Origin of the sequence: Geodermatophilus ruber (genome assembly GCF_900114385.1) — a bacterium.
Taxonomy (GTDB): domain Bacteria; phylum Actinomycetota; class Actinomycetes; order Mycobacteriales; family Geodermatophilaceae; genus Geodermatophilus; species Geodermatophilus ruber.
In genome coordinates this window covers 1-25,100 of sequence record NZ_FOSW01000013.1, presented here as the reverse complement: position 1 = coordinate 25,100, position 25,100 = coordinate 1, and the positions used below count along the sequence as shown (strand labels likewise).

The 25,100-nt window shown below is 76.9% G+C and carries 27 protein-coding genes, 1 pseudogene and 2 riboswitches; of the genes and pseudogenes, 22 read left to right on the top strand and 6 right to left on the bottom strand.

Annotation, left to right across the window (positions count from 1 at the left end; all coding sequences use genetic code 11):
* Positions 1–2 precede the first annotated feature (2 nt).
* Positions 3–64, bottom strand: a riboswitch (cobalamin riboswitch).
* 157 nt (positions 65–221) lie between these two features.
* Positions 222–851 carry a TetR/AcrR family transcriptional regulator gene (locus BMZ50_RS18340; RefSeq protein WP_091327794.1) on the bottom strand — a complete coding sequence of 210 codons (630 nt, stop codon included), beginning with the start codon at positions 849–851 and terminating at the stop codon, positions 222–224.
* A 62-nt stretch (positions 852–913) separates the two neighbouring features.
* Between BMZ50_RS18340 and BMZ50_RS18335 the strand changes: the two genes are divergently transcribed.
* The 8 genes from BMZ50_RS18335 (at position 914) to BMZ50_RS18300 (ending at position 7,592) form a co-directional block, all read left to right on the top strand.
* Positions 914–1,621: a hemerythrin domain-containing protein gene (locus tag BMZ50_RS18335; protein WP_091327791.1), complete on the top strand. Its 708-nt coding sequence runs from the start codon at positions 914–916 to the stop codon at positions 1,619–1,621.
* The gene (locus BMZ50_RS18330) at positions 1,618–2,055 is read left to right on the top strand and encodes a nitroreductase/quinone reductase family protein (RefSeq protein WP_091327788.1); all 438 of its coding nucleotides are present in this window, start codon (positions 1,618–1,620) and stop codon (positions 2,053–2,055) included. Before BMZ50_RS18335 ends, BMZ50_RS18330 begins: the two co-directional genes overlap by 4 nt.
* 154 nt (positions 2,056–2,209) lie before the next feature.
* Positions 2,210–2,992 carry a PIG-L deacetylase family protein gene (locus BMZ50_RS18325; protein ID WP_091328080.1) on the top strand — a complete coding sequence of 261 codons (783 nt, stop codon included), beginning with the start codon at positions 2,210–2,212 and terminating at the stop codon, positions 2,990–2,992.
* A gap of 64 nt (positions 2,993–3,056) precedes the next feature.
* Positions 3,057–3,407, top strand: a complete 351-nt coding sequence (locus BMZ50_RS18320; protein WP_091327785.1) for a DUF6221 family protein — start codon at positions 3,057–3,059, stop codon at positions 3,405–3,407.
* A gap of 168 nt (positions 3,408–3,575) precedes the next feature.
* Complete coding sequence (locus BMZ50_RS18315) at positions 3,576–4,256, top strand: DUF4383 domain-containing protein (protein ID WP_091328077.1); 681 nt, start codon at positions 3,576–3,578, stop codon at positions 4,254–4,256.
* A gap of 12 nt (positions 4,257–4,268) precedes the next feature.
* On the top strand, positions 4,269–5,438 hold the full coding sequence (gene cobG, locus BMZ50_RS18310) for a precorrin-3B synthase (protein WP_091327781.1): 1,170 nt from the start codon (positions 4,269–4,271) through the stop codon (positions 5,436–5,438).
* Entirely contained in the window at positions 5,438–6,058 is a 621-nt protein-coding gene (locus BMZ50_RS18305; RefSeq protein WP_091327778.1) for a precorrin-8X methylmutase, read from the top strand. Before cobG ends, BMZ50_RS18305 begins: the two co-directional genes overlap by 1 nt.
* Before the next feature lie 37 nt (positions 6,059–6,095).
* Positions 6,096–7,592 (top strand): precorrin-2 C(20)-methyltransferase, encoded by a 1,497-nt coding sequence (locus BMZ50_RS18300; protein ID WP_091327775.1) that lies wholly within the window; start codon positions 6,096–6,098, stop codon positions 7,590–7,592.
* A 64-nt stretch (positions 7,593–7,656) separates the two neighbouring features.
* Here the strand turns inward: BMZ50_RS18300 and BMZ50_RS18295 are convergent, their stop codons facing one another.
* Together BMZ50_RS18295 and BMZ50_RS18290 are read right to left on the bottom strand one after the other, a co-directional pair.
* Positions 7,657–8,148: an FBP domain-containing protein gene (locus BMZ50_RS18295; protein WP_091327772.1), complete on the bottom strand. Its 492-nt coding sequence runs from the start codon at positions 8,146–8,148 to the stop codon at positions 7,657–7,659.
* 120 nt (positions 8,149–8,268) lie between these two features.
* Positions 8,269–9,000, bottom strand: coding sequence for a cobalt-precorrin-6A reductase (locus tag BMZ50_RS18290; protein ID WP_091327769.1), 732 nt, complete (start codon positions 8,998–9,000; stop codon positions 8,269–8,271).
* Between the two features lie 26 nt (positions 9,001–9,026).
* Here BMZ50_RS18290 and BMZ50_RS18285 point away from each other — a divergent pair, with 26 nt between their 5' ends.
* Complete coding sequence (locus BMZ50_RS18285) at positions 9,027–10,121, top strand: cobalt-precorrin-5B (C(1))-methyltransferase (RefSeq protein ID WP_091327766.1); 1,095 nt, start codon at positions 9,027–9,029, stop codon at positions 10,119–10,121.
* Between the two features lie 80 nt (positions 10,122–10,201).
* On the opposite strand, the gene cobM is transcribed toward BMZ50_RS18285, so the two are convergent.
* Complete coding sequence (gene cobM / locus BMZ50_RS18280; RefSeq protein ID WP_091327762.1) at positions 10,202–10,942, bottom strand: precorrin-4 C(11)-methyltransferase; 741 nt, start codon at positions 10,940–10,942, stop codon at positions 10,202–10,204.
* A 46-nt stretch (positions 10,943–10,988) separates the two neighbouring features.
* The gene (gene cbiE, locus BMZ50_RS18275) at positions 10,989–12,206 is read right to left on the bottom strand and encodes a precorrin-6y C5,15-methyltransferase (decarboxylating) subunit CbiE (RefSeq protein ID WP_091327758.1); all 1,218 of its coding nucleotides are present in this window, start codon (positions 12,204–12,206) and stop codon (positions 10,989–10,991) included.
* 53 nt (positions 12,207–12,259) lie between these two features.
* Here cbiE and BMZ50_RS18270 point away from each other — a divergent pair, with 53 nt between their 5' ends.
* The 13 genes from BMZ50_RS18270 (at position 12,260) to BMZ50_RS18210 (ending at position 24,766) form a co-directional block, all read left to right on the top strand.
* Positions 12,260–13,204: a cobalamin biosynthesis protein gene (locus tag BMZ50_RS18270; protein ID WP_245753724.1), complete on the top strand. Its 945-nt coding sequence runs from the start codon at positions 12,260–12,262 to the stop codon at positions 13,202–13,204.
* Positions 13,201–14,703, top strand: a complete 1,503-nt coding sequence (locus tag BMZ50_RS18265) for a cobyric acid synthase (protein ID WP_091328076.1) — start codon at positions 13,201–13,203, stop codon at positions 14,701–14,703. The genes BMZ50_RS18270 and BMZ50_RS18265 overlap by 4 nt, the downstream gene beginning before the upstream one ends.
* A gap of 143 nt (positions 14,704–14,846) precedes the next feature.
* Positions 14,847–14,986, top strand: a riboswitch (cobalamin riboswitch).
* Between the two features lie 73 nt (positions 14,987–15,059).
* Entirely contained in the window at positions 15,060–17,060 is a 2,001-nt protein-coding gene (locus BMZ50_RS18260; protein WP_091327751.1) for a putative cobaltochelatase, read from the top strand.
* A complete protein-coding gene (gene cobO / locus BMZ50_RS18255) occupies positions 17,060–17,674 on the top strand; it encodes a cob(I)yrinic acid a,c-diamide adenosyltransferase (RefSeq protein WP_091327750.1) in 615 nt (204 codons plus the stop codon). Before BMZ50_RS18260 ends, cobO begins: the two co-directional genes overlap by 1 nt.
* Positions 17,675–17,777: 103 nt before the next feature.
* Positions 17,778–19,175 (top strand): cobyrinic acid a,c-diamide synthase CobB, encoded by a 1,398-nt coding sequence (locus BMZ50_RS18250; protein ID WP_245753723.1) that lies wholly within the window; start codon positions 17,778–17,780, stop codon positions 19,173–19,175.
* Positions 19,162–19,839 carry an energy-coupling factor ABC transporter permease gene (locus BMZ50_RS18245; RefSeq protein ID WP_091327747.1) on the top strand — a complete coding sequence of 226 codons (678 nt, stop codon included), beginning with the start codon at positions 19,162–19,164 and terminating at the stop codon, positions 19,837–19,839. Before BMZ50_RS18250 ends, BMZ50_RS18245 begins: the two co-directional genes overlap by 14 nt.
* On the top strand, positions 19,836–20,135 hold the full coding sequence (locus BMZ50_RS18240; protein WP_091327743.1) for an energy-coupling factor ABC transporter substrate-binding protein: 300 nt from the start codon (positions 19,836–19,838) through the stop codon (positions 20,133–20,135). Before BMZ50_RS18245 ends, BMZ50_RS18240 begins: the two co-directional genes overlap by 4 nt.
* Positions 20,132–20,866, top strand: a complete 735-nt coding sequence (gene cbiQ / locus BMZ50_RS18235) for a cobalt ECF transporter T component CbiQ (RefSeq protein WP_218146332.1) — start codon at positions 20,132–20,134, stop codon at positions 20,864–20,866. Before BMZ50_RS18240 ends, cbiQ begins: the two co-directional genes overlap by 4 nt.
* Positions 20,863–21,708 carry an energy-coupling factor ABC transporter ATP-binding protein gene (locus tag BMZ50_RS18230; protein WP_091327740.1) on the top strand — a complete coding sequence of 282 codons (846 nt, stop codon included), beginning with the start codon at positions 20,863–20,865 and terminating at the stop codon, positions 21,706–21,708. Before cbiQ ends, BMZ50_RS18230 begins: the two co-directional genes overlap by 4 nt.
* Positions 21,705–22,052: a cobalamin biosynthesis protein gene (locus BMZ50_RS18225; RefSeq protein ID WP_091327738.1), complete on the top strand. Its 348-nt coding sequence runs from the start codon at positions 21,705–21,707 to the stop codon at positions 22,050–22,052. The genes BMZ50_RS18230 and BMZ50_RS18225 overlap by 4 nt, the downstream gene beginning before the upstream one ends.
* Positions 22,049–23,095: an Rv2231c family histidinol phosphate aminotransferase CobC gene (gene cobC, locus BMZ50_RS18220; protein ID WP_091327735.1), complete on the top strand. Its 1,047-nt coding sequence runs from the start codon at positions 22,049–22,051 to the stop codon at positions 23,093–23,095. Before BMZ50_RS18225 ends, cobC begins: the two co-directional genes overlap by 4 nt.
* Complete coding sequence (gene cobT, locus BMZ50_RS18215; protein ID WP_245753734.1) at positions 23,092–24,198, top strand: nicotinate-nucleotide--dimethylbenzimidazole phosphoribosyltransferase; 1,107 nt, start codon at positions 23,092–23,094, stop codon at positions 24,196–24,198. The genes cobC and cobT overlap by 4 nt, the downstream gene beginning before the upstream one ends.
* A gap of 196 nt (positions 24,199–24,394) precedes the next feature.
* The gene (locus BMZ50_RS18210; protein WP_091327733.1) at positions 24,395–24,766 is read left to right on the top strand and encodes a DUF2267 domain-containing protein; all 372 of its coding nucleotides are present in this window, start codon (positions 24,395–24,397) and stop codon (positions 24,764–24,766) included.
* A 20-nt stretch (positions 24,767–24,786) separates the two neighbouring features.
* Here the strand turns inward: BMZ50_RS18210 and BMZ50_RS18205 are convergent.
* Positions 24,787–25,100, bottom strand: a pseudogene (locus BMZ50_RS18205) (IS982 family transposase); the annotation flags it as partial.

Genomic DNA, 25,100 nt, shown 5'->3' with positions numbered 1-25,100 from the left:
CGGTGTCTGGCTCGCCCCGGGGGGCTCACAGTGGCGGGACCGCGCCGGACTCGCACCGGCTTCCTCACGCACTGCCGTGATGGGGGGACCGTACCGGGCGAGGGTCGACCCCCCGGCGACCAGCTCAGGCCTGCGGTCAGGAGGCCGCCGGCATCGGCGGGACCGGCTCAGGGACGGGCTCGTGCAACCCAGCCTTGTTGACCAGGTACTTCGGCACCGGCTCAGTCCAGCAGCAGCCGGGCCACCGCGTCGACCACGAAGTCGACGTACTCCTCGACCGTCCAGCGGCGCTCCCAGATCAGGGTGACGGCGGGCGCGTGGGAGAAGATGCCCCAGAAGATCTCGGTCGCGCGATCTGCGTCGAGTCCCTCCCTGAACCACGGCTCGAACGAGCCGATCAGCACGCGGTCGTCCTCGAACCGCCGCCGCTCGTACTCGGTCCAGGCCGCGGCGATCTCGGCGTCGACGGTCGCCGCCTCGGCGAACACCCGGATCATCGGCACGGTCAGCGGCACGTACACCCGGGCCATCTCCCGCACGGCCGCGAGCTTGGCCGCCAGATCCGTCTCGGCCACGAGCCGGACGAACAGCTCCCGCTGTGCGAACGGCACCTCCTCGTCGTCGCCGACGACGGCACGGTCGACGCAGGCGAGCAGCAGGGAGGCCTTGCTGCCCTGCCCGAAAACGGTCTGCACCGAGACCCCGGCCTCGGTCGCGACGTCCTTCATCGTCGTCGCCGCGTAGCCCTTCGCCAGGAAGCAGCGGGTGGCGCCGTCGAGGACGGCGGCCCGCGTGCGACGCGCCTGCTCGGCCCGCAACGACGAGCGATACACCCTCTTGCCCTCGGTCATGGATTCACTCTACCCTCCCGCTATTCGTTAGAGTTTCACTCCATCGAAATAGGGGAACGTCCGTGACCGCCACCGCTCCGTACCCGTCGCAGCTGATGCTCGCCGGCCAGGTCGCCGCCCCCGAGGGCCCGGTCGACCTCGCCGGCATGTACCTGATGCACCGCGGCTTCCGCCGCGACCTGCACCTCTTCGCCGACGTCGCCCCGCGGGTGCCGGCGTCCGACCGGGCCCGCTGGGCGGCCATCGAGCGCCGGTTCCGGCTGTTCGCGACCGTGCTGCACAAGCACCACCACGGGGAGGACGTCGGCCTGTGGCCGCTGCTCGCCGAGCGCGGCGCCGACCAGGCGGTGCTCGACGCGCTCGAGGCCGAGCACGCCATGATCGACCCCCTCCTGGCCTCAGCGAAGGCCGACCTGCACGCGCTGGCCGACGGCACCGGTGGGGAGGCGACCCGCGCCCGGCTGGCCCGTACCACCGCGGAGCTGCGCGACGCACTGTGCGCGCACCTCGCACACGAGGAGAGCGACGGCATGACCGAGGTGCAGCAGCACCTGACGCCGGAGGACTGGCACCGCCTGGACCGCGAGGTGTTCGCGAAGGACTACTCGCCGCGCGAGATGCCGGCCGTGGCGGGCTGGGTCGCGTCCGGCCTGCCCGTCGAGCACTACCACCGCCTGCCGGGTGCCAACCCGCCGCTGCTCCTGCTCGCCCGAGTCATGGCCTGGCGGTTCACCCACCGCGACGCGCGCATCTTCGGCGGCGCGCGATGAGCCGCCGTGACCGGGTTCTGACGTTCCTCAACAAGTTCGGGGCGAAGTACCACGTCGCCCTGAGTCGGCGCAGCGGCGGGCGGCTGGGCAACCGGTTCCGCGGCGGCGACGTCCTGCTGATCACCCACCGCGGCCGCACGTCCGGCCGCAGCTACACCACGCCCCTGCTGCACGTCCGGGACGGCGACGACTTCGTGGTCGCGGCCTCCAACGGCGGCGTCGACGTGGAGCCGCAGTGGTGGCTGAACCTGCAGGCTGATCCGCACGGCGTCGCCGAGGTGCACGGACGGCCGACCGCGGTCGTCGCGAACGCAGTGGCCGAGGCCGACCGGCAGCGGCTGTGGGACGCACTCATGGCCAAGTGCCCGAACTACGACAAGTACCAGGCGTCGGTGTCCCGACGGATCGCACTGGTCCGGCTCTCCCCCGGCTGACGGAGAGAGGGCCGGCGAACCATTCGATCCCGGCCGCGACGCGCGGAACCCGGTGGCCACCGGCCGGTTCCGGCCGGTGGCGACGCTCCCGGGGACCGGACCGGCGCGGCGCCGCCGGCCGGGCGGGACCCCGGGCCGGCCCTACCCTCCCGCCATGGCCCCGCCCCCGGTGCCACCGTTCCCCGCGGACGCATTCGGCCGCGTGCTGTGCGTCGTCGCGCACCCCGACGACGTGGAGTACGGCGTGTCCTCGGCCGTCGCCGCCTGGACCGAGCGCGGGATCTACGTCGCCTACCTGCTCCTGACCCGTGGCGAGGCCGGCATGGACGCCCTCCGGCCGGAGCAGACCGCGCGGCGGCGGACGGCGGAGCAGCTGAGCGCGGCGGACGTGGTCGGCGTCTCCGAGGTCCGCTTCCTCGACCACCCGGACGGCGTGCTGGAGTACGGCCTGGGTCTGCGCCGCGACATCGCGCGGGTCATCCGGGAGCACCGGCCGGACGCCCTGCTCGTCGGCTCCTGGGACGTCGAGTTCGTGGCCGGGCTCAACCAGGCCGACCACCGGGTCGCCGGGCTGGCCGCGCTGGACGCCCTGCGGGACGCCGCCAACCGGTGGGTCTTCCCGGAGCTGCTCGACGAGGGGCTGGAGCCCTGGGCGGTGCGCTGGCTGCTGGTGGGCGGCGACCCGCGTCCCACCCACGGCGTCGACGTCGGCGGCGCGGCCCTGGAGCGCGGCATCGCCTCGCTCGAGGCGCACGGGCAGTACCTGGCGGGCATCCCCGGGCACCCGCCGCCCCGCACCATGATCACCGCCATCACGGCACTGCAGGGCCGGGCGATGGGCGTGCCGCACGCGGTGCTGTTCCGCGGCTGGGACCTCTTCGCCCCACCGCCGATCGCACAGGAGGCGATGCGGGCGGCCGCGGAGCCGGTCGGCTGAGCGCCGCGATCCCTCGTCCTTCCCGCACCGCGACCCGACCCCGGACAGGCCCGGAGCCCCCAGGATGGGCCCCGTGGACCTGGTCGAGTTCCTGCTGGCCCGGATCGCCGAGGACGAGCAGACGGCCCGGCGCGCCGCCGGGGATTCCCCGACGACCGCAACCGCGCCCCTCCGGGTGGCCACGGAGCCAGGACGAGGGGAGGTGGTGGCGCCCGTCGCCCGTGTCCTCGCCGAATGCGAGGCCAAGCGGATCGTCGTGGAGCAGTACCGGGCCGTGGCCCGCGTCGTGGACAGCTACGGGGGTCTCGAGCAACTGGCGATCATGTTCGTCGTCGATGCCCTCGAGGGCGCGCTCACCGCACTGGCGCTGCCCTACGCCTACCACCCGGACTACCGCGAGGAGTGGCGCCCCTGACGTCCGGACCCGCAGGTCGACCGGGGATCCAGGCCGGCCGGCGGGCCGTCAGCTGTCCCGGGCCGGGGACGGGGCGGGAAGCCCGGCGGGAAAGCGGGCCGGAGACCGCATCCGGGGCCGGCCCGGAGGCGAAGAATGGCCGTCGTCCCTCCCTCCCCGGAGCCCCTCATGGCACTACGACTCCACCGCCCCCAGCGCACGACCACCCCGCCCGAGGACCGGCATCTCGGGGCCCGCGTGTTCGCCGTCCAGCGCACCGGCGCCATCGTGGTGGCGCTCGTGCTCCTGGTCTTCGGCCTGCTCGGCTTCGCCGGCGGGCTGGACTTCTTCTCCACCCAGGGCGAGCGCATCCTCGGGCTGTCCTCCAACGGCCTGCTCTCGCTCATCTCGGTGGTCATGGCGGCCGTCCTGCTCGTCGCTGCCGCACGCAGCCCGCGGGTGACCTCGACGATCATGATCGTCGCCGGCTCGCTCTTCCTGCTGTCGGCCCTGGTCAACCTGGCGTTGCTGCGGACCAGCTTCAACATCCTGGCGTTCGAGTTCAGGAACGTGGTCTTCTCCGTGGTCGTCGGGCTGGCTCTGCTGGTGCTCGGCGCCTACGGCCGGGTCAGCGGCCACCTGCCGCCGGACAGCCCGTACGCGCACCCGCACCCGGCCTCGACCGAACCCGACGAGGAGTACGCCTCCACGCCCGAGGAGCTCGCCGTCGAGCGGGCCATGCGCGATGCGGAGATCGCCGTCGTCCAGCGCACCGCGACCACCGATCAGGCCCGCCGCGTCGAGGCCATGAGCCACGTGCACACCCGCGGCGACCGCCGGCGGGTGTGGCGCCAGTTCGACGGGACGTAACCTCGCGGGGCCATGGCAGCCCCTTCTCCCGTCCGTGAGCGCGCCGACGCCTGCCCCGGTGCGTTGCAGACCCATGCCGCGGCCGACGGTGCGCTGGCGCGGGTGCGGGTGCCCGGCGGCGCGCTGTTCCGGAGCCAGCTGCAGGTCCTGGCCGCCGCCGCGCGCGACCTCGGTGACGGTGCGCTGGAGCTGACCAGCCGGGGCAACGTGCAGCTGCGCGGCCTCCCCGCCGGGACGCAGGCCGAGCTCGGGCACCGGCTCGCCGCGGCCGGGCTGCTCCCCAGCGCCACCCACGAGCGGGTCCGCAACGTGCTGGCCAGCGCGCTCACCGGCCGGGTCGGCGGCCGGCTCGACGTCCGCCCGTGGGTGTCCGCCTTCGACGCCGGTCTGTGCGCCGACCCGGCCCTGGCGCAGCTGCCCGGCCGGTTCCTCGCGACGTTCGACGACGGCCGCAGCGACGTCGCCGGGTTCGGCGGCGACGTCGGGCTGGTCGCCCTCGACGCCGGCCCGGTCGCGCTCACCCTCGCCGGCACCGACAGCGGGCTGCGCGCCGCCCCGGAGGACGCGGTGCCGCTCGCCCTCGCCGCCGCCCGGGCCTTCCTCGCCGAGCGGGCCGCCCAGGGGGGCAGCGCGTGGCGGCTGGCGGAGCTCGACGACGGCGTCGCCCGCGTCGCCGCCCGCCTCCGCGGCGTTCGTGGCCACGATGGCCCGCCCGTGCGCGGGCTTGGTGGCCACGACGTCCCGCTCGCGGCCGGCGCACACCGCCAGGACGACGGGCGCACCGCCCTGGTCGCCGTCGTGCCCCTCGGCCGGCTCACCGCGGACCAGGCCGACCTCCTCGCCCGCACGGCGCCCACCGACCTGCAGCTCACCGCCTGGCGCAGCGTCGTCGTCCCCGACCTCCCGGACGACGGGGCGGCCAGGGCGCTGACCGGCGCGGGGCTGGTCCTGGACCCGGGCAGCCCGTGGACCAGGGTGACCGCGTGCGCCGGCCGGCCCGGCTGCGCGAAGTCGCTCGCCGACGTCCGCGCCGACGCCGCCCGCGCCGTGGACGAGGGCACGCTGCCCGGGCCCGGTGAGCGCCAGCACTGGGCGGGGTGCGAGCGCCGCTGCGGCCGCCCGCGGGGCGAGGTCGTGGACGTGGTGGCGACGGGGACCGGATACCGAGTCGGGAAGGCCTGATGCACGAGTACGAGAAGGACGGCGCCGCGATCTACCGGCGCTCGTTCGCGACCATCCGCGCCGAGGCGGACCTCTCCGGGCTGCCCGAGGACGTCGCCCGGGTCGCGGTCCGCATGATCCACGCCTGCGGGCAGGTCGACCTCGTCGACGACCTGGCCTTCTCCCCCGCCGTGGTGGCCCGCGCGCGGGAGGCGCTGGACGCCGGGGCGCCGGTCCTCTGCGACGCGACGATGGTCGCCGCCGGCATCACCCGCCGCCGGCTGCCGGCGGGCAACGACGTGGTCTGCACGCTCGCCGACCCGCGCACCCCGGGGCTGGCGGCCGAGCTCGGCACCACCCGCACCGCCGCGGCGCTGGAGCTGTGGCGCGACCGGCTCGAGGGCGCCGTCGTCGCGATCGGCAACGCCCCCACCGCGCTGTTCCACCTGCTGGAGATGGTCGCCGCCGGGGCGCCGCGACCGGCGGCCGTCCTCGGCATCCCGGTCGGGTTCGTCGGCGCGGTGGAGTCGAAGGACGCGCTGGCCGGCAGCGACCTGGAGTTCCTCGTCGTCCGGGGCCGGCGGGGCGGCAGCGCCATGACCGCGGCGGCCGTGAACGCGATCGCGAGCGACGCCGAATGAGGGCCGAGACGGCCATTTCGGCCCCGGGGGGACGGGCATGACCGGGAAGCTGTACGGGGTCGGGCTCGGCCCCGGCGACCCCGAACTGGTGACCGTCAAGGCCGCCCGGCTCATCGGCGCCGCCGACGTCGTCGCCTACCACGCGGCCCGTCACGGCCGCTCCGTGGCCCGCGGGGTGGCTGCGCCCTACCTGCGCGAGGGGCAGATCGAGGAGCTGCTGGTCTACCCGGTCACCACCGAGACCACCGACCACCCCGGCGGCTACCAGGGCGCCATCGACGAGTTCTACGAGTTCGCCGCCGCCCGGCTGGCCGCGCACCTCGATGCCGGGCGCGACGTGGTGGTCCTGGCCGAGGGCGACCCGTTCTTCTACGGGTCCTACATGCACATGCACAAGCGGCTGGCGCACCGCTACCCGACCGAGGTCGTCCCCGGCGTGACCAGCGTCAGCGGCGCGGCGGCCGCCGTCGGCCGGCCGCTGGTCGAGCGCGACGAGGTGCTCACCGTCCTGCCCGGCACGCTGCCCGCCGACGAGCTCGGCGAGTGGCTGGCCACCACCGACGCCGCCGCCGTGCTCAAGCTCGGCCGCACGTTCCCGCAGGTGCGCGACGCCTTCGAGCAGGCCGGCGTGCTCGACCGCGCGCTCTACGTCGAGCGGGCCACCACCGACCGCGAGCGCACCCGGCCGCTGGCCGACGTCGACCCGGCGACCGTGCCGTACTTCTCCCTCGCGCTGCTGCCCGGCCCGTTGGCCGGGGAGCTGCCGGAGCCCGGGCGCCCGGCCGGCGACGGCGCACAGCCCGGGGAGGTGGTCGTGGTGGGCCTCGGCCCGGGCGACCGCTGCTGGACCACCCCCGAGGCGGCCGAGGCGCTCGCCGCCGCCGACGACCTGGTCGGCTACGGCCCCTACCTGGACCGCGTCGCGGCCAACCCGCGCCAGGTGCGCCACCCCAGCGACAACCGGGTGGAGGCCGAGCGGGCCGCGCACGCCCTCTCCCTCGCCCGGGAGGGCCGGCGGGTCGCGGTCGTCTCCAGCGGCGACCCGGGCGTCTTCGCCATGGCCGCGGCGGTGCTCGAGGTGGCCGCGCAGCCGCAGTTCGCCGGCGTGCCGGTCCGCGTCGTGCCGGGCCTGACCGCGGCGCAGGCGGTGGCCGCCCGGGTCGGGGCGCCGCTCGGGCACGACTTCTGCGTGCTGTCGCTGTCCGACGTCCGCAAGCCGTGGGACGTGGTCGTCGACCGGCTCCGGCACGCGGCCGCCGCCGACCTGGTCATCGCCCTCTACAACCCGCGGTCGAAGCACCGCCCCCACCAGCTCGGCGAGGCGCAGAAGGTGCTCCTGGAGAACCGGTCGCCGTCCACCGTCGTGGTGGTGGGCCGGGACGTCGGCGGCCCGGAGGAGCGGGTCCAGGTCACCACCCTCGGCGACCTGGACCCCACCACCGTCGACATGCGCTGCCTGGTGCTGATCGGGTCGTCCCAGACCCGGGTCGGCCCGAGCGGCGCCGTCTGGACCTCCCGGACCTATCCGGGCTGACCGGTCAGCTGTAGGGGTTCTCCTCGAGCAGCCGGGCGGCGTGGGCGGCCGGCGTCGCCGCACCTCACCCGCGAACGGCGTCGACGAACCCCCGGACCCGTTCCCGCAGCTCGGCGACGCGTTCGGCGACCACCTCGGCCGGGTCCCGGTCCTGCAGCCACGGCGGGATCTCGGTGCGCACCCGCTGCGCGCACCGGAGGTCGGCGCAGATGTAGGTGCCGACGGTGTTGCCGTTGCGGCCGGCCGCACCGGTCCGCCGGGCGGTGAACAGCGAGACGGCGTCCCCGGACTGCGACGTCTGGCAGAGCAGGCACATCGCGGTGATCCGGCCGGACATGCGGGTGTCGGCGGCGCGGACGGCGATGCCCAGCGCCCCGCCGTCCCCCTCCACCACCAGGTAGCCCCGCAGCGGCGCCTTCGGGTCCCGCCAGCCCAGCAGCTCCAGCTCCGCCCGGTCCAGCGCGTCGAAGTCCTTCGGCAGGGTCAGGGCGCGGGCCTCGCCCTGCGAGCAGTTGATGAACGAGCGCCGGACCTGCCGCTCGGTCAGCGGTTCCACGGGTGGTGCCTTTCCTTCGACGTGCGGGGACCGTCGGGCATCCTCCCTGACGTCGGCGCTCCCCTCACCCGATTTCCGGGACCAGTGCGGCCGCGTCGAGGTCGGACAGGACCAGCCCGCTCACCCCGCGCCCACCCACGCCAGCGCCTCCTCGACGGTCGCAACCACGGGCACGCCCGGCGGTGGCGGCGGCCGCCGGACCAGCACCACGGGGATCCCGAGGTCGCGGGCCGCGGTGAGCTTGGCGGCGGTCATCGCGCCGCCGCTGTCCTTGGTGACGACGACCTCGACGCCGTGCCGGCGCAGCAGCGCCGTCTCCTCCTCGACGGTGAACGGTCCGCGGGCGAGCACCACGGTGACCCGCTCGGGCAGCGGCGGTTCCGGCGGGTCCACCGAGCGGACCAGGCAGTGGGCGGTCAGGCCGGCGAAGGCGGCCAGCCCCTGGCGGCCGGTGGTCAGGAACACCGACCCGAAGCCCGTCACCGCCGCGGCGGCCTCGGCCTGCGAGTCCACCCAGCGCCAGTCGTCGCCGGGCTGCGGCGCCCAGCCGGGGCGCTGCAGGCGCAGCAGCGGAACGCCGACCAGCCCGGCCGCCTCGGCCGCCGCGGCGGACATGGTGGCTGCGAACGGGTGCGTCGCATCGACCACCGCGGCCACCGCTTGCTCCTGCAGCCACGCGGCGAGCCCGGCCGCGCCGCCGAAGCCGCCGATCCGCACCTCGCCCGGCGGCAGCACCGGGTCGGCGACCCGCCCGGCCAGCGAGCTGACCACCGCGATCCCCTCGTCGACCAGCGCCCTGGCCAGCCGCCGGGCCTCCCCCGTGCCGCCGAGAACCAGCACCCGCCCGGTCACGGACGCCGCCCGTGCATGCTGATCCCGTGACGGAGGCGGGGCGCGAGCGCGGCAGCGGGCTGCGCTACGGCTGGACGACCGGCGCCTGCGCGACCGCCGCTGCCACCGCGGCCTACACCGCCCTGCTCACCGGCGAGTTCCCCGACCCGGTGGGGATCGACCTGCCGCACGGCAAGCACCCGGCCTTCGCCCTGGCCCGCGAGTCCCTCACGCCCGGCGCCGAGGCCACCGCCGGCATCGTCAAGGACGCCGGTGACGACCCCGACGTCACCCACGGCGCGCTGGTCTCGGCGCGGGTGTGGCACGGCGGCCCCGGCAGCGGGGTGAGGTTCCGGGCCGGCGAGGGCGTCGGCACCGTCACCAAGCCCGGGCTGCCCCTCGCGGTCGGCGAGCCGGCGATCAACCCGATGCCGCGGCGGTTCATCGCCGAGCACGTGGCCGCGGTCGCCGCCCGGCACGGCGGCACCGGCGACGTCGTCGTCGAGGTGTCGGTCGAGCACGGCGAGGAGCTGGCGCGGCGGACGTGGAACCCGCGGCTGGGCATCCTCGGGGGGCTGTCGATCCTGGGGACGACGGGCGTCGTCGTCCCCTACTCGTGCTCGTCGTGGATCGACTCGATCCGCCGCGGCATCGACGTCGCGCGCGCCGCGGGGCGCACCCATGTCGCCGGGTGCACCGGTTCGACCTCGGAGCGCGTGGTCACCGAACTGTACGGGCTGCCCGAGGACGCGCTGCTGGACATGGGCGACTTCGCCGGCGCCGTCCTCAAGTACCTGCGCCGCCACCCGGTGCCGCGGCTGACGATCGCCGGGGGCATCGGCAAGCTGGCCAAGCTCGCCGACGGCCATCTCGACCTGCACTCGGGCCGCTCGCAGGTGTCGCCTGCGTCGCTGGCCGCGCGGGTGCGGGACGCCGGCGGGGCGCCGGAGCTGGTCGAGGGCGTGCGGGGCGCCAACACCGCGCTCGACGCGCTGCAGCAGTGCCAGGCCGCCGGGCTGCCGCTGGGCGACCTGGTCGCGGCCGGCGCGCGGGAGACCGCGGTCGGCGTGCTGCGCGGCGCGCCCGTCACCGTCGACGTCGTGGTGATCGACCGGGCGGGCACCGTCGTCGGCCGCGCCTGAAAGAGGACCCCGCTGCCCCCCACCCCTCGCAGGCTCGCGGCGGGGCCCTGCAGCGGGGCCGGGGTGAGGGTCCTCCAGCATCAGCGGGGGCGGGTCGTGGAGTACAGGTGGCTGTCGGGGAACTCCGCGGCCGCGAGCACCGGGCCCACGATGACCACCGCGGTCCGCTTCACCCCGGCCGCCTCGGCCTGCCCGGCGATGTCGGCCAGCGTGCCGCGCAGGACCAGCTCGTCGTCCCGGCTGGCCCGGGCGACCACGGCCACCGGGCCGTCGGCCCCGTAGTGCTCGGCCAGCTGCGGGGCCAGCTCGGCGATCCGCTGGACGGCGAGGTGCAGCACCAGCGTCGCGCCGGTGGCGGCGTAGGCGGCCAGCTCCTCCCCCGGCGGCATCGGCGTGGAGCGGGCGCTGGTGCGGGTGAGCACCACCGTCTGCCCGACGCCGGGCACGGTCAGCTCGCGCTTCAGCGAGGCCGCCGCGGCGGCGAAGGCCGGCACTCCCGGGACGACGTCGTAGGGCACCCCGGCCGCGTCCAGCCGGCGCATCTGCTCGGCCATCGCGCTGTACACCGACGGATCGCCGGAGTGCAGCCGGGCGACGTCGAGGCCCGCCTCGTGCGCGGCCACCAGCTCGGCGGTGATCCGGTCCAGGTCGAGGTTCGCGGTGTCGACCAGCCGGGCGCCGGGCGGTGCGGTGTCCAGCAGCTCCCGGGGTACGAGCGCGCCGGCGTAGAGGATCACCGGGGCCGCGGCGATGAGCCGCGCCGCCCGCACCGTGATCAGGTCCGCCGCCCCCGGCCCCGCCCCGATGAAGTGCACCGTCATGCCCGCCCCCTCCGGCCGACGGTTTCCGCGAGAACCGTCCCGATCATCACCGCGTCACGCTCCAGATGGTCACGGGCATCGCCGGCTTCCAGCCGGTGAAGGACCCCACCGGCTCGGCCCGCTGGACGCCGATACGCACCAGCTCCCCGCCCACGCGGGCGAACCAGTCGGCGAGCACCGCCTCGCTCTGCACGGTCACCGCGTTGGCCACGAGCCGGCCGCCGGCCGGCAGCGCCGCCCAGACCGCGTCGAGCAGCAGCGGCGTCGTCGCCCCACCGCCGACGAAGACGGCGTCCGGGGTGGGCAGGCCGTCCAGCCCCTCGGGTGCCCGGCCCTCGACCACCTGCAGCCCGGGCACGCCCAGCCGGGCGGCGTTCCGCGCGATCCGGGCGGCCCGGTCCGGCCGCGACTCGACGGCGATCGCCCGGCACGACGGGTGCGCCCGCATCCACTCGATGCCGATCGAGCCGGCGCCCGCGCCGACGTCCCAGAGCAGCTGACCCGGCAGGGGGCCGAGGCGGGCCAGCGTCACCGCGCGCACGTCCCGCTTGGTCAGCTGGCCGTCGTCGTCGAAGACCTCGTCGGGCAGGCCGGGCACGGTGGGCAGCGGCAGGGTCCCGGGGTCGGCGACGGCCTCGACGGCGGTCACCACCAGCGGGTCGGTGGCGGCGTGCGGCCAGCCGGCGGCGGTCCCGGACAGGCACCGCTCCCCCGGGCCGCCCAGCTGGGCGAGCGCGGTGACCCGGCTGGCGCCGTAGCCGCGCCGGGCCAGCAGCCCGGCGACCTCGGCCGGGGTGCGGCCGTCGGATCCCAGCACGAGCAGCCGCCGGCCCGGGGTCACGTGCGGGGTGAGCAGGTCCAGCGGCCGGCCGACGACGGACACGACCGCGGTGTCCTCCACCGCCCAGCCCAGCCGGGCGCAGGCCAGCGCCACCGACGAGGGGTGCGGGATCACCTCGACCGCCGCCGGGCCGTGCAGCCGCACCAGCGACGTGCCGACGCCGGAGAGCATCGGGTCCCCGCTGGCCAGCACGACGACGCGGCGGCCCGGGTGGGCGCCGGGCAGCGCCCGCAGCGCCGCCGCCATCGGTGCGGGCCACGGCACCCGCTGCGCGGCGACCGCGGCGGGCACCAGGTCCAGCTGTCGGGTGCTGCCGCGCAGCACGTCCGCGCCCTCGATCGCCCGCCGGGCGGCGGGTGACAGGCCGTCCCAGCCGTCGGCGCCGATGCCCACGACCACCAGCGGCCCGCCGTCCTCGCGCACGTCGGCCGATCCTAGGGACCGGCCCCGGGACGGCGATTGGCACGATGAGCGCGATGAACGCCCCGCTCGCCGCCGGCCTGGCCCTCGGCACCGTCGCGGACCTGCTGCTGGGCGACCCGCGGCGCCGCCATCCGGTCGCCGGCTTCGGGCTCGCCGCGGCTGCCCTCGAGCGCCGGGTCTGGCGCGACTCGCGCGCCGCCGGCTCCGGTTACGCGCTCGGGCTGGTCGCCGCGGCGGTGGGGCTGGGGGCGGCGGCCCACCGGGCCACGCGGCACCGGTCGGAACCGCGGGCGCTGCTCACCGCGCTGGCCACGTGGACGGTGCTCGGCGGCACCTCGCTGGGGCGGGCCGCCGCGGACATGCACCGGGCGCTGGCCGCCGGCGACGTCGCCGCGGCCCGGGCCGCGCTGCCCGCCCTCGCCGGGCGGGACCCCCGCGCGCTGGACGCGGGCGGGCTGGCCCGCGCCACCGTGGAGTCGGTCGCGGAGAACACCTCGGACGCGGCGGTGGCGCCCCTGTTCTGGGGTGCGGTGGCCGGCCTGCCGGGGCTGCTCGGCTACCGGGCGGTGAACACCCTCGACGCGATGGTCGGCCACCGCTCGCCCCGGTACGCGCGCTTCGGCTGGGCCGCGGCGCGGCTGGACGACGTCGCCAACTGGCTGCCCGCCCGGCTCACCGCCGCGCTGACCGTGGCCTGCGCCCCGCTGGCCGGCGGGTCCGCGGCCGGGGCGCTCCGGACCTGGCGGCGGGACGGCGCCGCGCACCCCAGCCCCAACGCGGGCCGGTGCGAGGCCGCGGTGGCCGGGGCGCTGGGGCTGCGGCTGGGCGGGCGCAACGTGTACGGCGGTCGGGTGGAGGACCGCCCGGCGCTGGGCGAGGGCCGCCCGCCGGAGGCCGCCGACATCCACCGGGCCGCCCGGCTCTCCCGGGCGGTGTGGTGCGCCGCGGCGGCGCTGGCGGTCGCCGGGCGGCTGGCGCGGGGGCGGGGGCGGGCGTGAGCGGGGCGCTGCTGGTCGCCGGCACCACCTCGGACGCCGGCAAGTCGGTCGTGACCGCCGGCATCTGCCGCTGGCTGGCCCGCCAGGGCGTCTCCGTCGCCCCGTTCAAGGCGCAGAACATGAGCAACAACTCCATGGTCACCGCCGACGGCGCGGAGATCGGCCGCGCCCAGGTGATGCAGGCCGCCGCGGCCCGCGTCGCCCCCGAGGCGGCGATGAACCCGGTGCTGCTCAAGCCGGGCGGGGAGAACTCCAGCCAGGTGGTGCTGCTCGGCCGGCCGGTGGCGGAGGTGACCGCGCTGTCCTACCGGCCGATGAAGGCCGCCCTGCTCGAGCAGGTGCTGGCCAGCCTGGCCGACCTGCGCGCACGCTTCGACGTGGTGGTCTGCGAGGGGGCCGGCTCGCCCACCGAGATCAACCTGCGGGCCGACGACATCGCGAACATGGGGCTGGCGACGGCGGCCGGGCTGCCGGTCGTCGTCGTGGGCGACATCGACCGCGGCGGCGTCTTCCCCGCCCTCTACGGCACCGTCGCGCTCATGCCGCCGGCCGACCAGCGGCTGGTCGCGGCGTTCCTGGTGAACAAGTTCCGCGGCGACGTGCGGTTGCTCCGCCCGGGGCTGGAGCAGCTGGCCGCCCTCGCCGGGCGCCCGACGCTCGGCGTGCTGCCCTGGCTGGGCGGCCTGGAGGTCGACGTCGAGGACTCCCTCGGCGTGGGCACCGACCGGGATCTCGCGGCGCCGCCGCGCGGCGAGGACGTGCTGCGGGTGGCCGTGGTGCGGCTGCCCCGGCTGTCCAACTTCACCGACGTGGACGCGCTGGCCGCCGAGCCGGGCGTGCTCGTCCGCTGGGCCACCCGGCCCGAGGAGCTGGCCGACGCCGACCTGGTGGTGCTGCCCGGCACGCGGGCCACGGTCGCCGATCTCACCTGGCTCCGCTCGACCGGGCTGGCCGGCGCGGTGTCCCGCCGGGCCGCGGCCGGGGCGGCCGTGCTGGGCATCTGCGGCGGCCACCAGATGCTGGCGCGGACGATCACCGACGAGGTGGAGTCCGGCGCCGGCACGGTCGAGGGGCTGGGGCTGCTCCCGGCCGACGTCCGCTTCGCCCGGGAGAAGACGCTGGCCCGCCCGGTCGGCACGGCGTTCGGGCAGCCGGTGCGCGGCTACGAGATCCACCACGGCGTGGTGACCGTCGATGACGGGGCCGAGCCGTTCCTGGACGGCGCCCGGTCCGGCTCGGTCTGGGGGACGACGTGGCACGGGGCGCTGGAGAACGATGGTTTCCGCCGCGCGTTCCTGGCCGAGGTCGCGCGGATCGCCGGCCGCCGCTTCGTCGCCGCCCCGGACACCGACTTCGCCGCCGTCCGGGAGGCCCGGCTGGACCGGCTCGGGGACCTGATCGCCGAGCACGCCGACACCGCGGCGCTGTGGCGGCTGATCGAGGACGGCCCGCCCGCGGACCTGCCCCTGCTGCCGCCGGGTGCCGGGCTGCCCCGCTGAGCACGGCGCCCGACCCGCCGGACGTCGAGGCTTTCCCTACCGGACGGTGCGGCTCCTCACTTTCCGTGTCCTCACGAGACGGGGCGGGGTGTCCTCACGGCGACGCCCGTGGTCGAATGACGCCGCCACAGCGACGGCAGTGGAGGAAGCCCGGTGAGAATCCGGCGCGGTCCCGCCACTGTGACCGGGGAGCCCGCCCCCACGCTCGGCCACTGCGCCCCCGGCTTCGGCCGACGGGCACGGGAAGGTCGGGGGCGGACGGTGATCCGGCAGCCAGGAGACTCCCGCCGTCGCCCCTACCACCTCCGGGCGTGGAGACCCGGGGAGAGGACGCGTGCAGTGCGCGGGTTGCCCGCATGACCTATCCCTTCGGGGCCGTCGTCGGCATGGACGACATGCGGCTCGCCCTGCTGCTCAATGCCGTCTCCCCCGCGATCGGCGGCGTGCTCGTGCGCGGCGAGAAGGGGACCGCCAAGTCGACGGCGGTCCGCGCGCTGGCCGCCGTCCTGCCGCCGGTGGACGTCGTCGCCGGCTGCCGGTTCGCCTGCGACCCGGCCGCTCCCGACCCGGGCTGCCCCGACGGCCCGCACGACGCCGGCGCCCCCGGGCACACCCGCCCGGCCCGGCTGGTCGAGCTGCCGGTCGGCGCCTCCGAGGACCGCGTGGTCGGCTCCCTCGACCTCGAGCGGGCGCTCACCGAGGGGGTCAAGGCGTTCGAGCCGGGCCTGCTCGCGGCGGCGCACCGCGGCGTGCTCTACGTCGACGAGGTCAACCTGCTGCACGACCACCTGGTCGACCTGCTGCTGGACGCCGCGGCGCTGGGCACCGCCTACGTCGAGCGCGAGGGCGTCTCGGTGCGGCACGCGGCCCGGTTCCTGCTGGTCGGGACGATGAACCCCGAGGAGGGCGAGCTGCGCCCGCAGCTGCTCGACCGGTTCGGCCTGACCGTCGAGGTGGCCGCCCCGCGTGATCCGGACGAGCGGGCCGAGGTGGTGCGCCGCCGGTTCGCCCACGACGCCGACCCGGCCGGCTTCGCCGCGGCGTGGGCCGCAGCGGAATCGGCCTTGGCCGCCCGGATCGCCGACGCCCGCGCCCGGCTGCCGCACGTCGTCCTCTCCGACGCCGCCCTGCGGCAGGTGACCGCGGTCTGCGCCGCCTTCGACGTCGACGGGCTGCGGGCCGACCTGGTCACCGCCCGCGCCGCGATCGCGCACGCGGCCTGGTCCGGCCGCGCCGAGGTGGCCGAGGAGGACGTGCGGGTCGCCGCCCGGCTCGCGCTGCCGCACCGCCGCCGGCGCAACCCGTTCGACGCGCCCGGCCTCGACGAGGGCACCCTCGACCAGGCGCTCGCCGACGCCCGCCCCGAGGAGCCCGAGGAGGACGGCCCCGACGACGACGGCCGCGGCGGCCCTCCCCCACCGGGCCCGGACGGAACCCCCTCGGGCAGCGGGTCCGAGAGCGGCCGAGGTGGCCACGACGGCCCCTCCGAGGGGCAGGACGACGCCGCGCCGGCGCCGGCGCCGGACCGGGCCGCGGTCGCGCCGTCCGACCCGTTCCGGGCCCGCCGGCTGGAGGTGCCGGGCATCGGCTCGGGCGCGTCCGGGCGGCGGTCGCGGGCGCGCTCCGAGCGCGGCCGGGTGGTGGGCTCGACCCGCCCCACCGGCACGGTCACCAGGCTGCACCTGACCGGCACCGTGCTCGCCGCCGCGCCACACCAGGTGGCCCGCGGGCGCACCGGTCCCGGACTGCGGCTCGCCCGCGAGGACCTGCGCCAGGCCACCCTCGAAGGCCGCGAGGGCAACCTCGTCCTCTTCCTCGTCGACGCCAGCGGCTCGATGGGCTCCCGGCAGCGCATGGGCGCCGTGAAGGGCGCCGTCCTGTCGCTGCTGCTGGACGCCTACCAGCGGCGGGACAAGGTCGGGCTGGTCACCTTCCGCGGAGCCGGCGCCGAGGTCGCGCTGCCGCCCACCTGGTCGGTGGAGGCGGCCGCGGCCCGGCTGACCGACCTGCCCACGGGCGGCCGGACGCCGCTGGCCGCCGGGCTGCTGCGCGCGCACGAGGTGCTGCGGGTGGAGCGGGTGCGCGACCCGCAGCGCCGGCCGCTGCTCGTCGTCGTCACCGACGGGCGGGCCACCGGGGCGCGCGGCGGGAGCCACCTGGCCGACGCGCACGCCGCCGCCGGGCTGCTGGCCGCGGCCGGGACGGCGAGCGTCGTCGTCGACTGCGAGTCCGGGCCGGTCCGGCTGGGGCTGGCCGGCGCGCTCGGGGCCGTGCTGGGCGCCGAGACGCTGCGGCTGGAGGAGCTGGCCGCCGACGCGCTGGCCGCGACCGTCCGCACCGCACGAGAGGCGGCCTGATGCCCCAGGGACAGGTCGCCGTCGTCCCGCAGGACGGGCTCACCACGCGGCAGCGGCGCAACCGGCCGCTGCTCGCCGTGCACACCGGCGAGATGAAGGGCAAGTCCACCGCGGCGTTCGGCATGGCCATGCGCGCGTGGAACCAGGGCTGGTCGATCGCGGTCTACCAGTTCGTCAAGAGCGCGAAGTGGAAGGTCGGCGAGGAGAACGCGCTGACCGCGCTGGGCCGGCTGCACGAGCAGACCGGCGAGGGTGGGCCGGTCGTCTGGCACAAGATGGGCAGCGGCTGGAGCTGGTCCCGCCGCCAGGGCACCGAGGTCGACCACGCCGCCGACGCCGCCGAGGGCTGGGCGCAGATCACCCGCGACCTGGCCGCCGAGGCGCACCGCTTCTACGTCCTCGACGAGTTCACCTACCCGATGAAGTGGGGCTGGGTGAACGTCGACGAGGTGGTCGAGACCCTGGCGAACCGGCCCGGCAACCAGCACGTCGTCATCACCGGCCGGGACGCGCACCCGAAGCTGGTCGAGGCCGCGGACCTGGTCGTGGAGATGACCAAGGTCAAGCACCCGATGGACGCCGGCCAGAAGGGCCAGCGGGGGATCGAGTGGTGACTGCCGTGACACCCCTTCGAGTTGATCATCGTCTGCGTGCGCGCGTCACCGGCGCGTGGCCGCGTGTCGCGTGCAGGCAGGCGATGATCAACCGGGAGGTGTCGTGATCCACCTCCCGCGCGTCGTGCTGGCGGCGCCGAGCAGCAACGCGGGCAAGACGTCGGTCGCCACCGGGCTGGTCGCCGCACTCACCGCTCGCGGGCTGACGGTCTCCCCGCACAAGGTCGGCCCCGACTACATCGACCCCGGCTACGCCGGGCTGGCCGCCGGGCGGCCCGGCCGCAATCTCGACCCGTGGCTGGTCGGCGAGGAGCGGATCGCGCCGCTGTTCCTGCACGGGGCCCGGGGCGCGGACCTCGCGGTCGTCGAGGGGGTCATGGGGCTGTTCGACGGCGCCACGCACTCGTCCGTGGAACCCGGGTTCGCCTCGACCGCGCACGTCGCCGGGCTGCTGCGGGCGCCCGTCGTGCTGGTGGTCGACGCGTCGGCGCAGGCGCGCAGCGTGGCCGCGCTGGTGCACGGGTTCGCCACCTTCGAGCCGGGCGTGCGCATCGGCGGGGTGATCCTCAACCGGGTCGGCAGCGACCGGCACGAGGCGATCCTGCGGGAGGCGCTGGGCACCGCGGGGGTGCCGGTGCTGGGCGCGATCCGGCGGCTGGAGCAGCTGCACACCCCCTCCCGGCACCTCGGGCTGGTCCCGGCGGCCGAGCGGTCGGCCGAGGCCGTGGCGACCGTGCGCCGGCTCGGCGCGGTGGTCACCGAGGCGGTCGACCTGGACGCCGTCCTGGCCCTGGCCGGGTCGGCGCCGGACCTCGACGCCGCCCCGTGGGACCCGGCCGCCGAGGTGGCCGCCGTGCCCGGCCGCCCGCGGGTCGCCGTCGCGGGCGGCCCCGCGTTCACCTTCGGGTACGCGGAGAACGCCGAGCTGCTGGCCGCCGCCGGGGCCGAGGTGGTGGCCGTCGACCCGCTGCGCGACGAGGCCCTGCCCGCGGACACGGCCGGGCTGGTGATCGGCGGTGGCTTCCCCGAGGTGTACGCCGCCGAGCTGTCGGCCAACGCGTCACTGCGCGCGGACGTCGCCGCGCTCGCCGCCCGGGGCGCGCCGATCGCCGCCGAGTGCGCCGGGCTGCTCTACCTGGGCCGCGAGCTGGACGGTGTCCCCATGTGCGGCGTCCTCGACGTGACCACGGCGATGACACCGCGGCTGATCCTCGGCTACCGCGCCGCCGTGGCGGTGACCGACTCGGTGCTCGCCCCGGCCGGCACCCGGGTGCGTGGCCACGAGTTCCACCGCACCGCCGCCCTCCCGGCGGCGGGCGCGGCCCCGGCCTGGCAGTGGTCGAGCGAGGGCCCCGAAGGGTTCGTGCACGGCAGCGTGCACGCCTCGTACCTGCACCTGAACTGGGCCGGCAGCCCCGCGCTGGCCGAGCGGTTCGTGTCCGCCTGCGCGGCGAGCGGGGTGGGCGGAGAGAGGAGACGAGCGCGCCATGCACATCGCTGAGGGGTTCCTCCCCGCCTCCCACGCCGTCGGCTGGACGGTCGCGGCCGCGCCGTTCGTCGTCCACGGCGCCCGGGCCGTGGTCACGGAGGTGCGCGAGCACCCGGAGTCCACGCTGCTGCTCGGCGCCGCCGGCGCGTTCACCTTCGTGCTCAGCGCGATCAAGCTGCCGTCGGTGACCGGCAGCTCCAGCCACCCGACCGGCACCGGCGTCGGCGCGATCCTGTTCCGGCCCCCGGTGATGGCCCTGCTGGGCACCGTCGTCCTGCTGTTCCAGGCGCTGCTGCTGGCCCACGGCGGGCTGACCACGCTGGGCGCGAACGCGTTCGCCTTCGCCGTCGTCGGCCCCTGGGCCGGGTACGGCGCCTACCGGCTGACCCGCGCGGCCGGCGCCGGGCTGCTGCCCGCCGTCTTCGCCGGTGTCGCGCTGGCCGACCTGGCCACCTACGTCACGACGTCGGTGCAGCTGGCGCTGGCCTTCCCCGACGCCAGCACCGGGTTCGCCGGCGCGCTGGCCAAGTTCCTCGGCGTCTTCGCGCTCACCCAGATCCCGCTGGCGATCGGCGAGGGCCTGCTCGGCGTGCTGCTGTTCCGGGTGCTCACCACCAACGCCCGGCCGGAGCTGGAGCGGCTCGGGGTCCTGAAACCGGCCGGGAACGCAGCATGAGCCGCCGTGCGCTGGTCAACGCGCTGCTCGTGCTGGCCGTGATCGCGCTGTTCGCGGTGCCGCTGCTGCTCGACGGGGGCGCCTCCGAGTACGCCGGCACCGACGCCGCCGTCACCGAGCAGCTCGAGGCCGACGGCTACACGCCGTGGTTCGAGTCGATCGTCGATCCCGCCGGCGAGATCGAGTCCGGCCTGTTCGCGCTGCAGGCCGCCGTCGGTGGCGGCGTGCTGGGCTACGTCATCGGCCGGCTGCACGGACGGCGCAAGCACGCGCCGGCGGAGCCGGAGCGCCCGTGACGCTGGCCGTCGACGACGCGGCGTGGGGCAGCGCCTGGCGGCGGCGCGCCCCCGGCGACAAGCTGCTGCTGTCCGCCGGGCTGGTGGTCTGCGCCCTCCTCCTGCCGGCCTGGCCGGGCAGCCTGCTGGTCGGCCTCACCGCCGTCGTCCTCGCCCTCGGGCCCGCCCGGGTGCCCGCGCGCACGTTCGGCCGGGCGGTGCGGTGGCCGCTGGCCTTCGTCGCGGTCGGCGCGCTCACCGCGGTGGTCACGGTGGACGGCGGCGGGCTCGGCTGGGCCCCGGATGCCGCCGCCCGGGCCGGGTCGTTGGTCGGGCACGCGCTGGCCGGCAGCGCCGCGGTGCTGCTGCTGGCCACCACCACGCCGATGTCGGACCTGCTGCCCGCGCTGCGCCGGCTGCGGGTGCCGGCCGCCGTCATCGAGGTCGCGTCGGTGACCTACCGGCTGCTGTTCGTGCTGCTGGACAGCCTGCGCACGATCCGCGAGGCGCAGGCCGCCCGGATGGGCTACTCGTCGCTGCGCCGCACCTACCGCTCGTCGGGCGCGCTGGCCGCCGCCGTCCTGACCCGCTCCTGGGACCGTGCCGGGCGGCTGCAGGAGGGCCTGGCCGGCCGGGGCCTGGAGACCGGCCTGCGGGTGCTGCCGGAGGCGCTGCCCTCGTCGCGGGCGTTCCTGGCGGCCACCGTGCTCGGCCTCGGCGCGCTCGTGTCGGCGACGGTGGTGATCGCATGAGTCACCGGACGCTGGCCGCCGAGGGCCTGGTCGCCGGCTACGAGCGGGGGCGGCCGGTGCTGGACGGCGCCACCCTGCGCGTTCCGGCCGGCCGGCGGTTGGCCGTCCTCGGCGCCAACGGGTCGGGCAAGACGACCCTGCTGCGCTGCCTGTCCGGGGCGCTGCGGCCCGCGGCCGGCGCCGTCGTCCTCGACGGGGTGCCGCTGGAGCACTCGCGGCGGGGGCTGCGCGCGCACCGGCAGGAGGTCCAACTGGTCCTGCAGGACCCCGACGACCAGCTGTTCAGCGCCTCGGTGGCGCAGGACGTGTCGTTCGGGCCGCTGAACCTGGGGCTGGACGAGGACGCCGTGCGAGCGCGGGTCGCCGAGGCCCTCACCCTGCTCGCCGTCGACGTGCTCGCGGAGCGCCCCACGCACCACCTCTCCTACGGCGAGCGCAAGCGGGTGGCGATCGCCGGCGCGGTGGCCATGCGCCCGTGCGTGCTGCTGCTCGACGAGCCGACGGCGGGCCTGGACCCCTCCGCCGTGGCGGAGGCGCTGGCCGCGCTGGCCCGGCTGCAGGAGCACGGCTCCACGGTGGTCATGAGCACCCATGACGTCGACCTCGCGCTGGCCTGGGCCGACGAGGTCGCCGTCGTCGTCGACCGCGCCGTGGTGCAGGGGGCACCTGCGGACGTCCTGGGCGACGACGCTCTGCTGGCCCGCGCCCGGCTGGGCCGGCCCTGGGCGCTGACGGTGGGCACCCGGCTGCGGGAGCTCGGCGTGCTGGCCGACGGGCCGCTGCCCCGGGACGTCGCCGGGCTGCTCACCGCGCTGCCGGAGCGGCCGGGGGTGACGGCATGACCACGACGGTGGGGATCGGGGCCTCGACCGGGGTGACCGCCGAGGAGGTGCTGGCCGCCATCGACGCGGTCCTGCCGCCGGGGGCGACCGACGTGCGGCTGGCCACGCTGGACGTGCGGACCGCGGAACCGGGTATCACCGAGGCCGCCGCCCGGCGGGGCTGGCCGCTGGTCGGCCACGACACCCCGACGCTGGCCGGCGTCGCCGTCCCCTCGCCCTCGGCCGTCGTGGCCGCCGCGGTCGGCACCGCCTCGGTGGCCGAGGCCGCCGCGCTGCTCGGCGGCGGGCGCCTGATCGTGCCCAAGACGGTGCACGGCCGGGTGACCGTGGCGGTGGCCGCATGACGGACGTCGACCTGGACCACCATGGGGACGCCGAGCTCGCCCCCGGCCTGGTCGACCTCGCCGTCAACGTGCGCGGCGGCACCCCGCCGGCCTGGCTGAAGGCCGTGCTGCACGAGGCGCTCGAGGCCGTCGCCACCTACCCGGACGCCGGCCCGGCCCGGGCCGCGGTGGCCGCCGCGCACGGCCGGGACCCGGCCGGGGTGCTGCTCACCGCGGGCGCCGCCGAGACGTTCGTGCTGCTCGCCCGGGCGCTGCGCCCGCGCCGGGCGGTGCTCGTCCACCCGTCCTTCACCGAGCCGGAGGCGGCGCTGCGGGCGGCCGGCCACCCGGTCGAGCGCCTCCTGCTGGAGGCTCCGGCCTACCGGCTGGACCCGGCGGCCGTGCCGGACGACGCCGACCTGGTGGTGCTGGGCAATCCCACCAACCCGACCTCGGTGCTGCACCCGGCCGCCGCCGTGGCCGCCCTGGCCCGGCCCGGGCGGGTGCTGGTGGTCGACGAGGCGTTCGCCGACACCGTGCCCGGCGAGCCGGAGTCCCTGGCCGCACGCACCGACCTGCCCGGGCTGCTCGTGGTGCGCAGCCTGACCAAGACGTGGGGGCTGGCCGGGCTGCGGGTGGGCTACGCGCTCGGCCCCGCTCCCCTCGTGGCCGCTCTGGCCGCGCACCAGCCGCACTGGCCGGTCGCCACCCCGGCGCTGGCGGCGCTCGCGGCCTGCACCACCCCCGCCGCCCGCGCGGAGGCCGAGGCGGCGGCCCGCGAGCTGGCGGTGCACCGCGCCGCGCTGCTCGCGGTGCTGCCGCCCGGCGTCGAGGTGGAGGGCGACCCCCGCTCGTCGTTCGTGCTGCTCCGCGTGCCGGACGGCGACCCCGTGCGGCAGGAGCTGCGCCGGCGCGGCTGGGCCGTGCGCCGCGGGGACACCTTCCCCGGGCTGTCGCCCGACCACCTGCGGGTGGCGGTGCGCGATCCGGCGACCTCCCGCGCGTTCGCCGACACCCTGTCCGACGTCCTGACCGCCGTCCGCACCCCCGAGGAGATCCACTGAGCACCGACCCGAGCCCGTTCGCCGGGACCCTGCTGGGCGACACGATCGCGGCCATCACCCCGCGCGACGCCGCCGCCGAGCGGGCCGCCCGGGAGCGGCTGGACCGGATGACCAAGCCACCGGGCTCGCTCGGCGTGCTGGAGGACGTCGCCGCGCAGCTGGCCGGCATCGCGGGCAGCTGCCCCGCCCCCCTGCCGGCCCCCGCGACGGTGGCGGTGTTCGCCGGGGATCACGGGGTGCACGCCCAGGGCGTGACGCCGTGGCCGCAGGAGGTCACCGCGCAGATGGTCGCCAATTTCCTCGCCGGCGGGGCCGTGGTGAACGCCTTCGCCGCGGAACTCGGCGCCGTGGTGGCGGTCGTCGACGTCGGCGTGGCCGGCCGCCTGGAGCCGGCGCCCTTCCCCGCGCCCGAGCTGATCGACCGCCGGATCCGGCCCGGCACCGCCGACCTCGCGGTCGGCCCGGCGATGACGGTGGACGAGGCCCGCCGGGCGGTCGAGGTGGGCATCGAGGTGGCGACGACGCTGGCGCCCGGCTCGGGCTGCCTGGTCACCGGCGACATGGGGATCTGCAACACGACGCCGGCGGCGGCCCTGGTCTGCGCCTTCACCGGGGCCACCCCGCAGGAGGCCACCGGCCGCGGCACCGGGATCGACGACCCCACCCTGGCCCGCAAGATCGAGGTCGTCGCGCGCGCGGTCGGCCGGATCCCGTCCCGCCCCGCCACCCCGGAGGCGGCGCTGGCCGTCCTCGCCGAGGTGGGCGGCCTGGAGCACGCCGCCCTGGCGGGATTCGTGCTCGGCGCCGCGGCCACCCGCACCCCGGTCCTGCTCGACGGCGTGATCGCCGGCTCGGCCGCGCTGGTGGCCGCGGCCCTGTGCCCGACGGCCCTCGAGTACGCGCTGGCCGGGCACGCCGGCGCCGAGCCGGGGCACGCCCTCGCGCTGCAGGCGCTCGGCCTGCGCCCGCTGCTCGGCCTGGACCTGCGGCTCGGCGAGGGCACCGGCGCGCTGCTGGCGCTGCCGCTGGTGGCCGGCGCGGCCCGGGCGCTGCGCGACGTCGCGACCTTCGACTCGGCGGGGGTCACCGAGAAGGGCCGGTGAGTGCCGCACCCCCTGAGGGAGGGCCGGCCGCCCCGCCGCTCGCCCGTCCGGCACCCCGCGACGCGGCCGGGCGCATGACACCCGATGGCGTGGGTAGGGGGGCGGGAGCCTCGTACCCGCTCACAGGGGCGCCCCACGTCCCCCGGCCGGGCCGCCGACCAGCGGACCCGGCCGGGGCCGAACCGGAGGCAGCACGGTGGACGACAGGACCTTCTATGCGGCCGTTGCCGAGCGCACAGGACTGTCGAAGGAGGAAGCCGCTGACCTGACCCGCGCAACCCTCGAGATGCTCGCCGGCCAGATCAGCAGCGGCGAGGTGGACAAGCTCGCGACGGTGCTGCCGGACTGGATCGTCGCCACCATCCCCCGGCACGACAAGTCGGCGCACCCGATGGCCCTGAACGACTTCATCCGGCAGCTCAGCCAGCGGACCGGGCTGAGGGAGGACGAGACGCGGCGCGGCGTGGGCGCCGTCCTGGCCGTGCTGCGGGAGTCGATCGATCCCACCCACCTGGACCATGCGCTGTCCCTGCTGCCCAAGGACTATCGCCAGCTCGCCGCGGCCTAGACGAGTAAGTCCGAACTCGATCAGTGGTCGTAGGCGATCAGGGATCGGGTGATCGGCTGGCCGGTGGCGCGGTTGTGCCAGATCGCGGCGGTCAAGGCCAGGATCCGTTGAGCGACGCGGGTAGCCACGCCGGTGAGCGTGCGTGCGCCGTGCAGTTCCAGGTCCAGCTGGCCTTTGAGGGTGTCGTAGACGGACTCGATGAGCTGCCGGATCGGCGCCAGCAGGCCCTGGCCGGGCCGGGGTGCGCGGTGGCGCAGGGACGGGCGCAGCAGATCGGCGCCGCGCCGGTGCAGGTAGTCGTCGAGTTCGGCGGAGATGTAGCCCTTGTCGGCGA

What these genes read in the sequence shown, in the direction of transcription:
- BMZ50_RS18340 (WP_091327794.1), bottom strand. Translation starts at nt 851, where the DNA reads ATGACCGAGGGCAAGAGGGTGTATCGCTCGTCGTTGCGGGCCGAGCAG.
- BMZ50_RS18330 (WP_091327788.1), top strand. Translation starts at nt 1,618, where the DNA reads ATGAGCCGCCGTGACCGGGTTCTGACGTTCCTCAACAAGTTCGGGGCG.
- BMZ50_RS18325 (WP_091328080.1), top strand. Translation starts at nt 2,210, where the DNA reads ATGGCCCCGCCCCCGGTGCCACCGTTCCCCGCGGACGCATTCGGCCGC.
- BMZ50_RS18320 (WP_091327785.1), top strand. Translation starts at nt 3,057, where the DNA reads ATGGGCCCCGTGGACCTGGTCGAGTTCCTGCTGGCCCGGATCGCCGAG.
- BMZ50_RS18315 (WP_091328077.1), top strand. Translation starts at nt 3,576, where the DNA reads ATGGCACTACGACTCCACCGCCCCCAGCGCACGACCACCCCGCCCGAG.
- cobG (WP_091327781.1), top strand. Translation starts at nt 4,269, where the DNA reads ATGGCAGCCCCTTCTCCCGTCCGTGAGCGCGCCGACGCCTGCCCCGGT.
- BMZ50_RS18305 (WP_091327778.1), top strand. Translation starts at nt 5,438, where the DNA reads ATGCACGAGTACGAGAAGGACGGCGCCGCGATCTACCGGCGCTCGTTC.
- BMZ50_RS18300 (WP_091327775.1), top strand. Translation starts at nt 6,096, where the DNA reads ATGACCGGGAAGCTGTACGGGGTCGGGCTCGGCCCCGGCGACCCCGAA.
- cobM (WP_091327762.1), bottom strand. Translation starts at nt 10,942, where the DNA reads ATGACGGTGCACTTCATCGGGGCGGGGCCGGGGGCGGCGGACCTGATC.
- BMZ50_RS18270 (WP_245753724.1), top strand. Translation starts at nt 12,260, where the DNA reads ATGAACGCCCCGCTCGCCGCCGGCCTGGCCCTCGGCACCGTCGCGGAC.
- BMZ50_RS18260 (WP_091327751.1), top strand. Translation starts at nt 15,060, where the DNA reads ATGACCTATCCCTTCGGGGCCGTCGTCGGCATGGACGACATGCGGCTC.
- cobO (WP_091327750.1), top strand. Translation starts at nt 17,060, where the DNA reads ATGCCCCAGGGACAGGTCGCCGTCGTCCCGCAGGACGGGCTCACCACG.
- BMZ50_RS18245 (WP_091327747.1), top strand. Translation starts at nt 19,162, where the DNA reads ATGCACATCGCTGAGGGGTTCCTCCCCGCCTCCCACGCCGTCGGCTGG.
- BMZ50_RS18240 (WP_091327743.1), top strand. Translation starts at nt 19,836, where the DNA reads ATGAGCCGCCGTGCGCTGGTCAACGCGCTGCTCGTGCTGGCCGTGATC.
- BMZ50_RS18230 (WP_091327740.1), top strand. Translation starts at nt 20,863, where the DNA reads ATGAGTCACCGGACGCTGGCCGCCGAGGGCCTGGTCGCCGGCTACGAG.
- BMZ50_RS18225 (WP_091327738.1), top strand. Translation starts at nt 21,705, where the DNA reads ATGACCACGACGGTGGGGATCGGGGCCTCGACCGGGGTGACCGCCGAG.
- cobC (WP_091327735.1), top strand. Translation starts at nt 22,049, where the DNA reads ATGACGGACGTCGACCTGGACCACCATGGGGACGCCGAGCTCGCCCCC.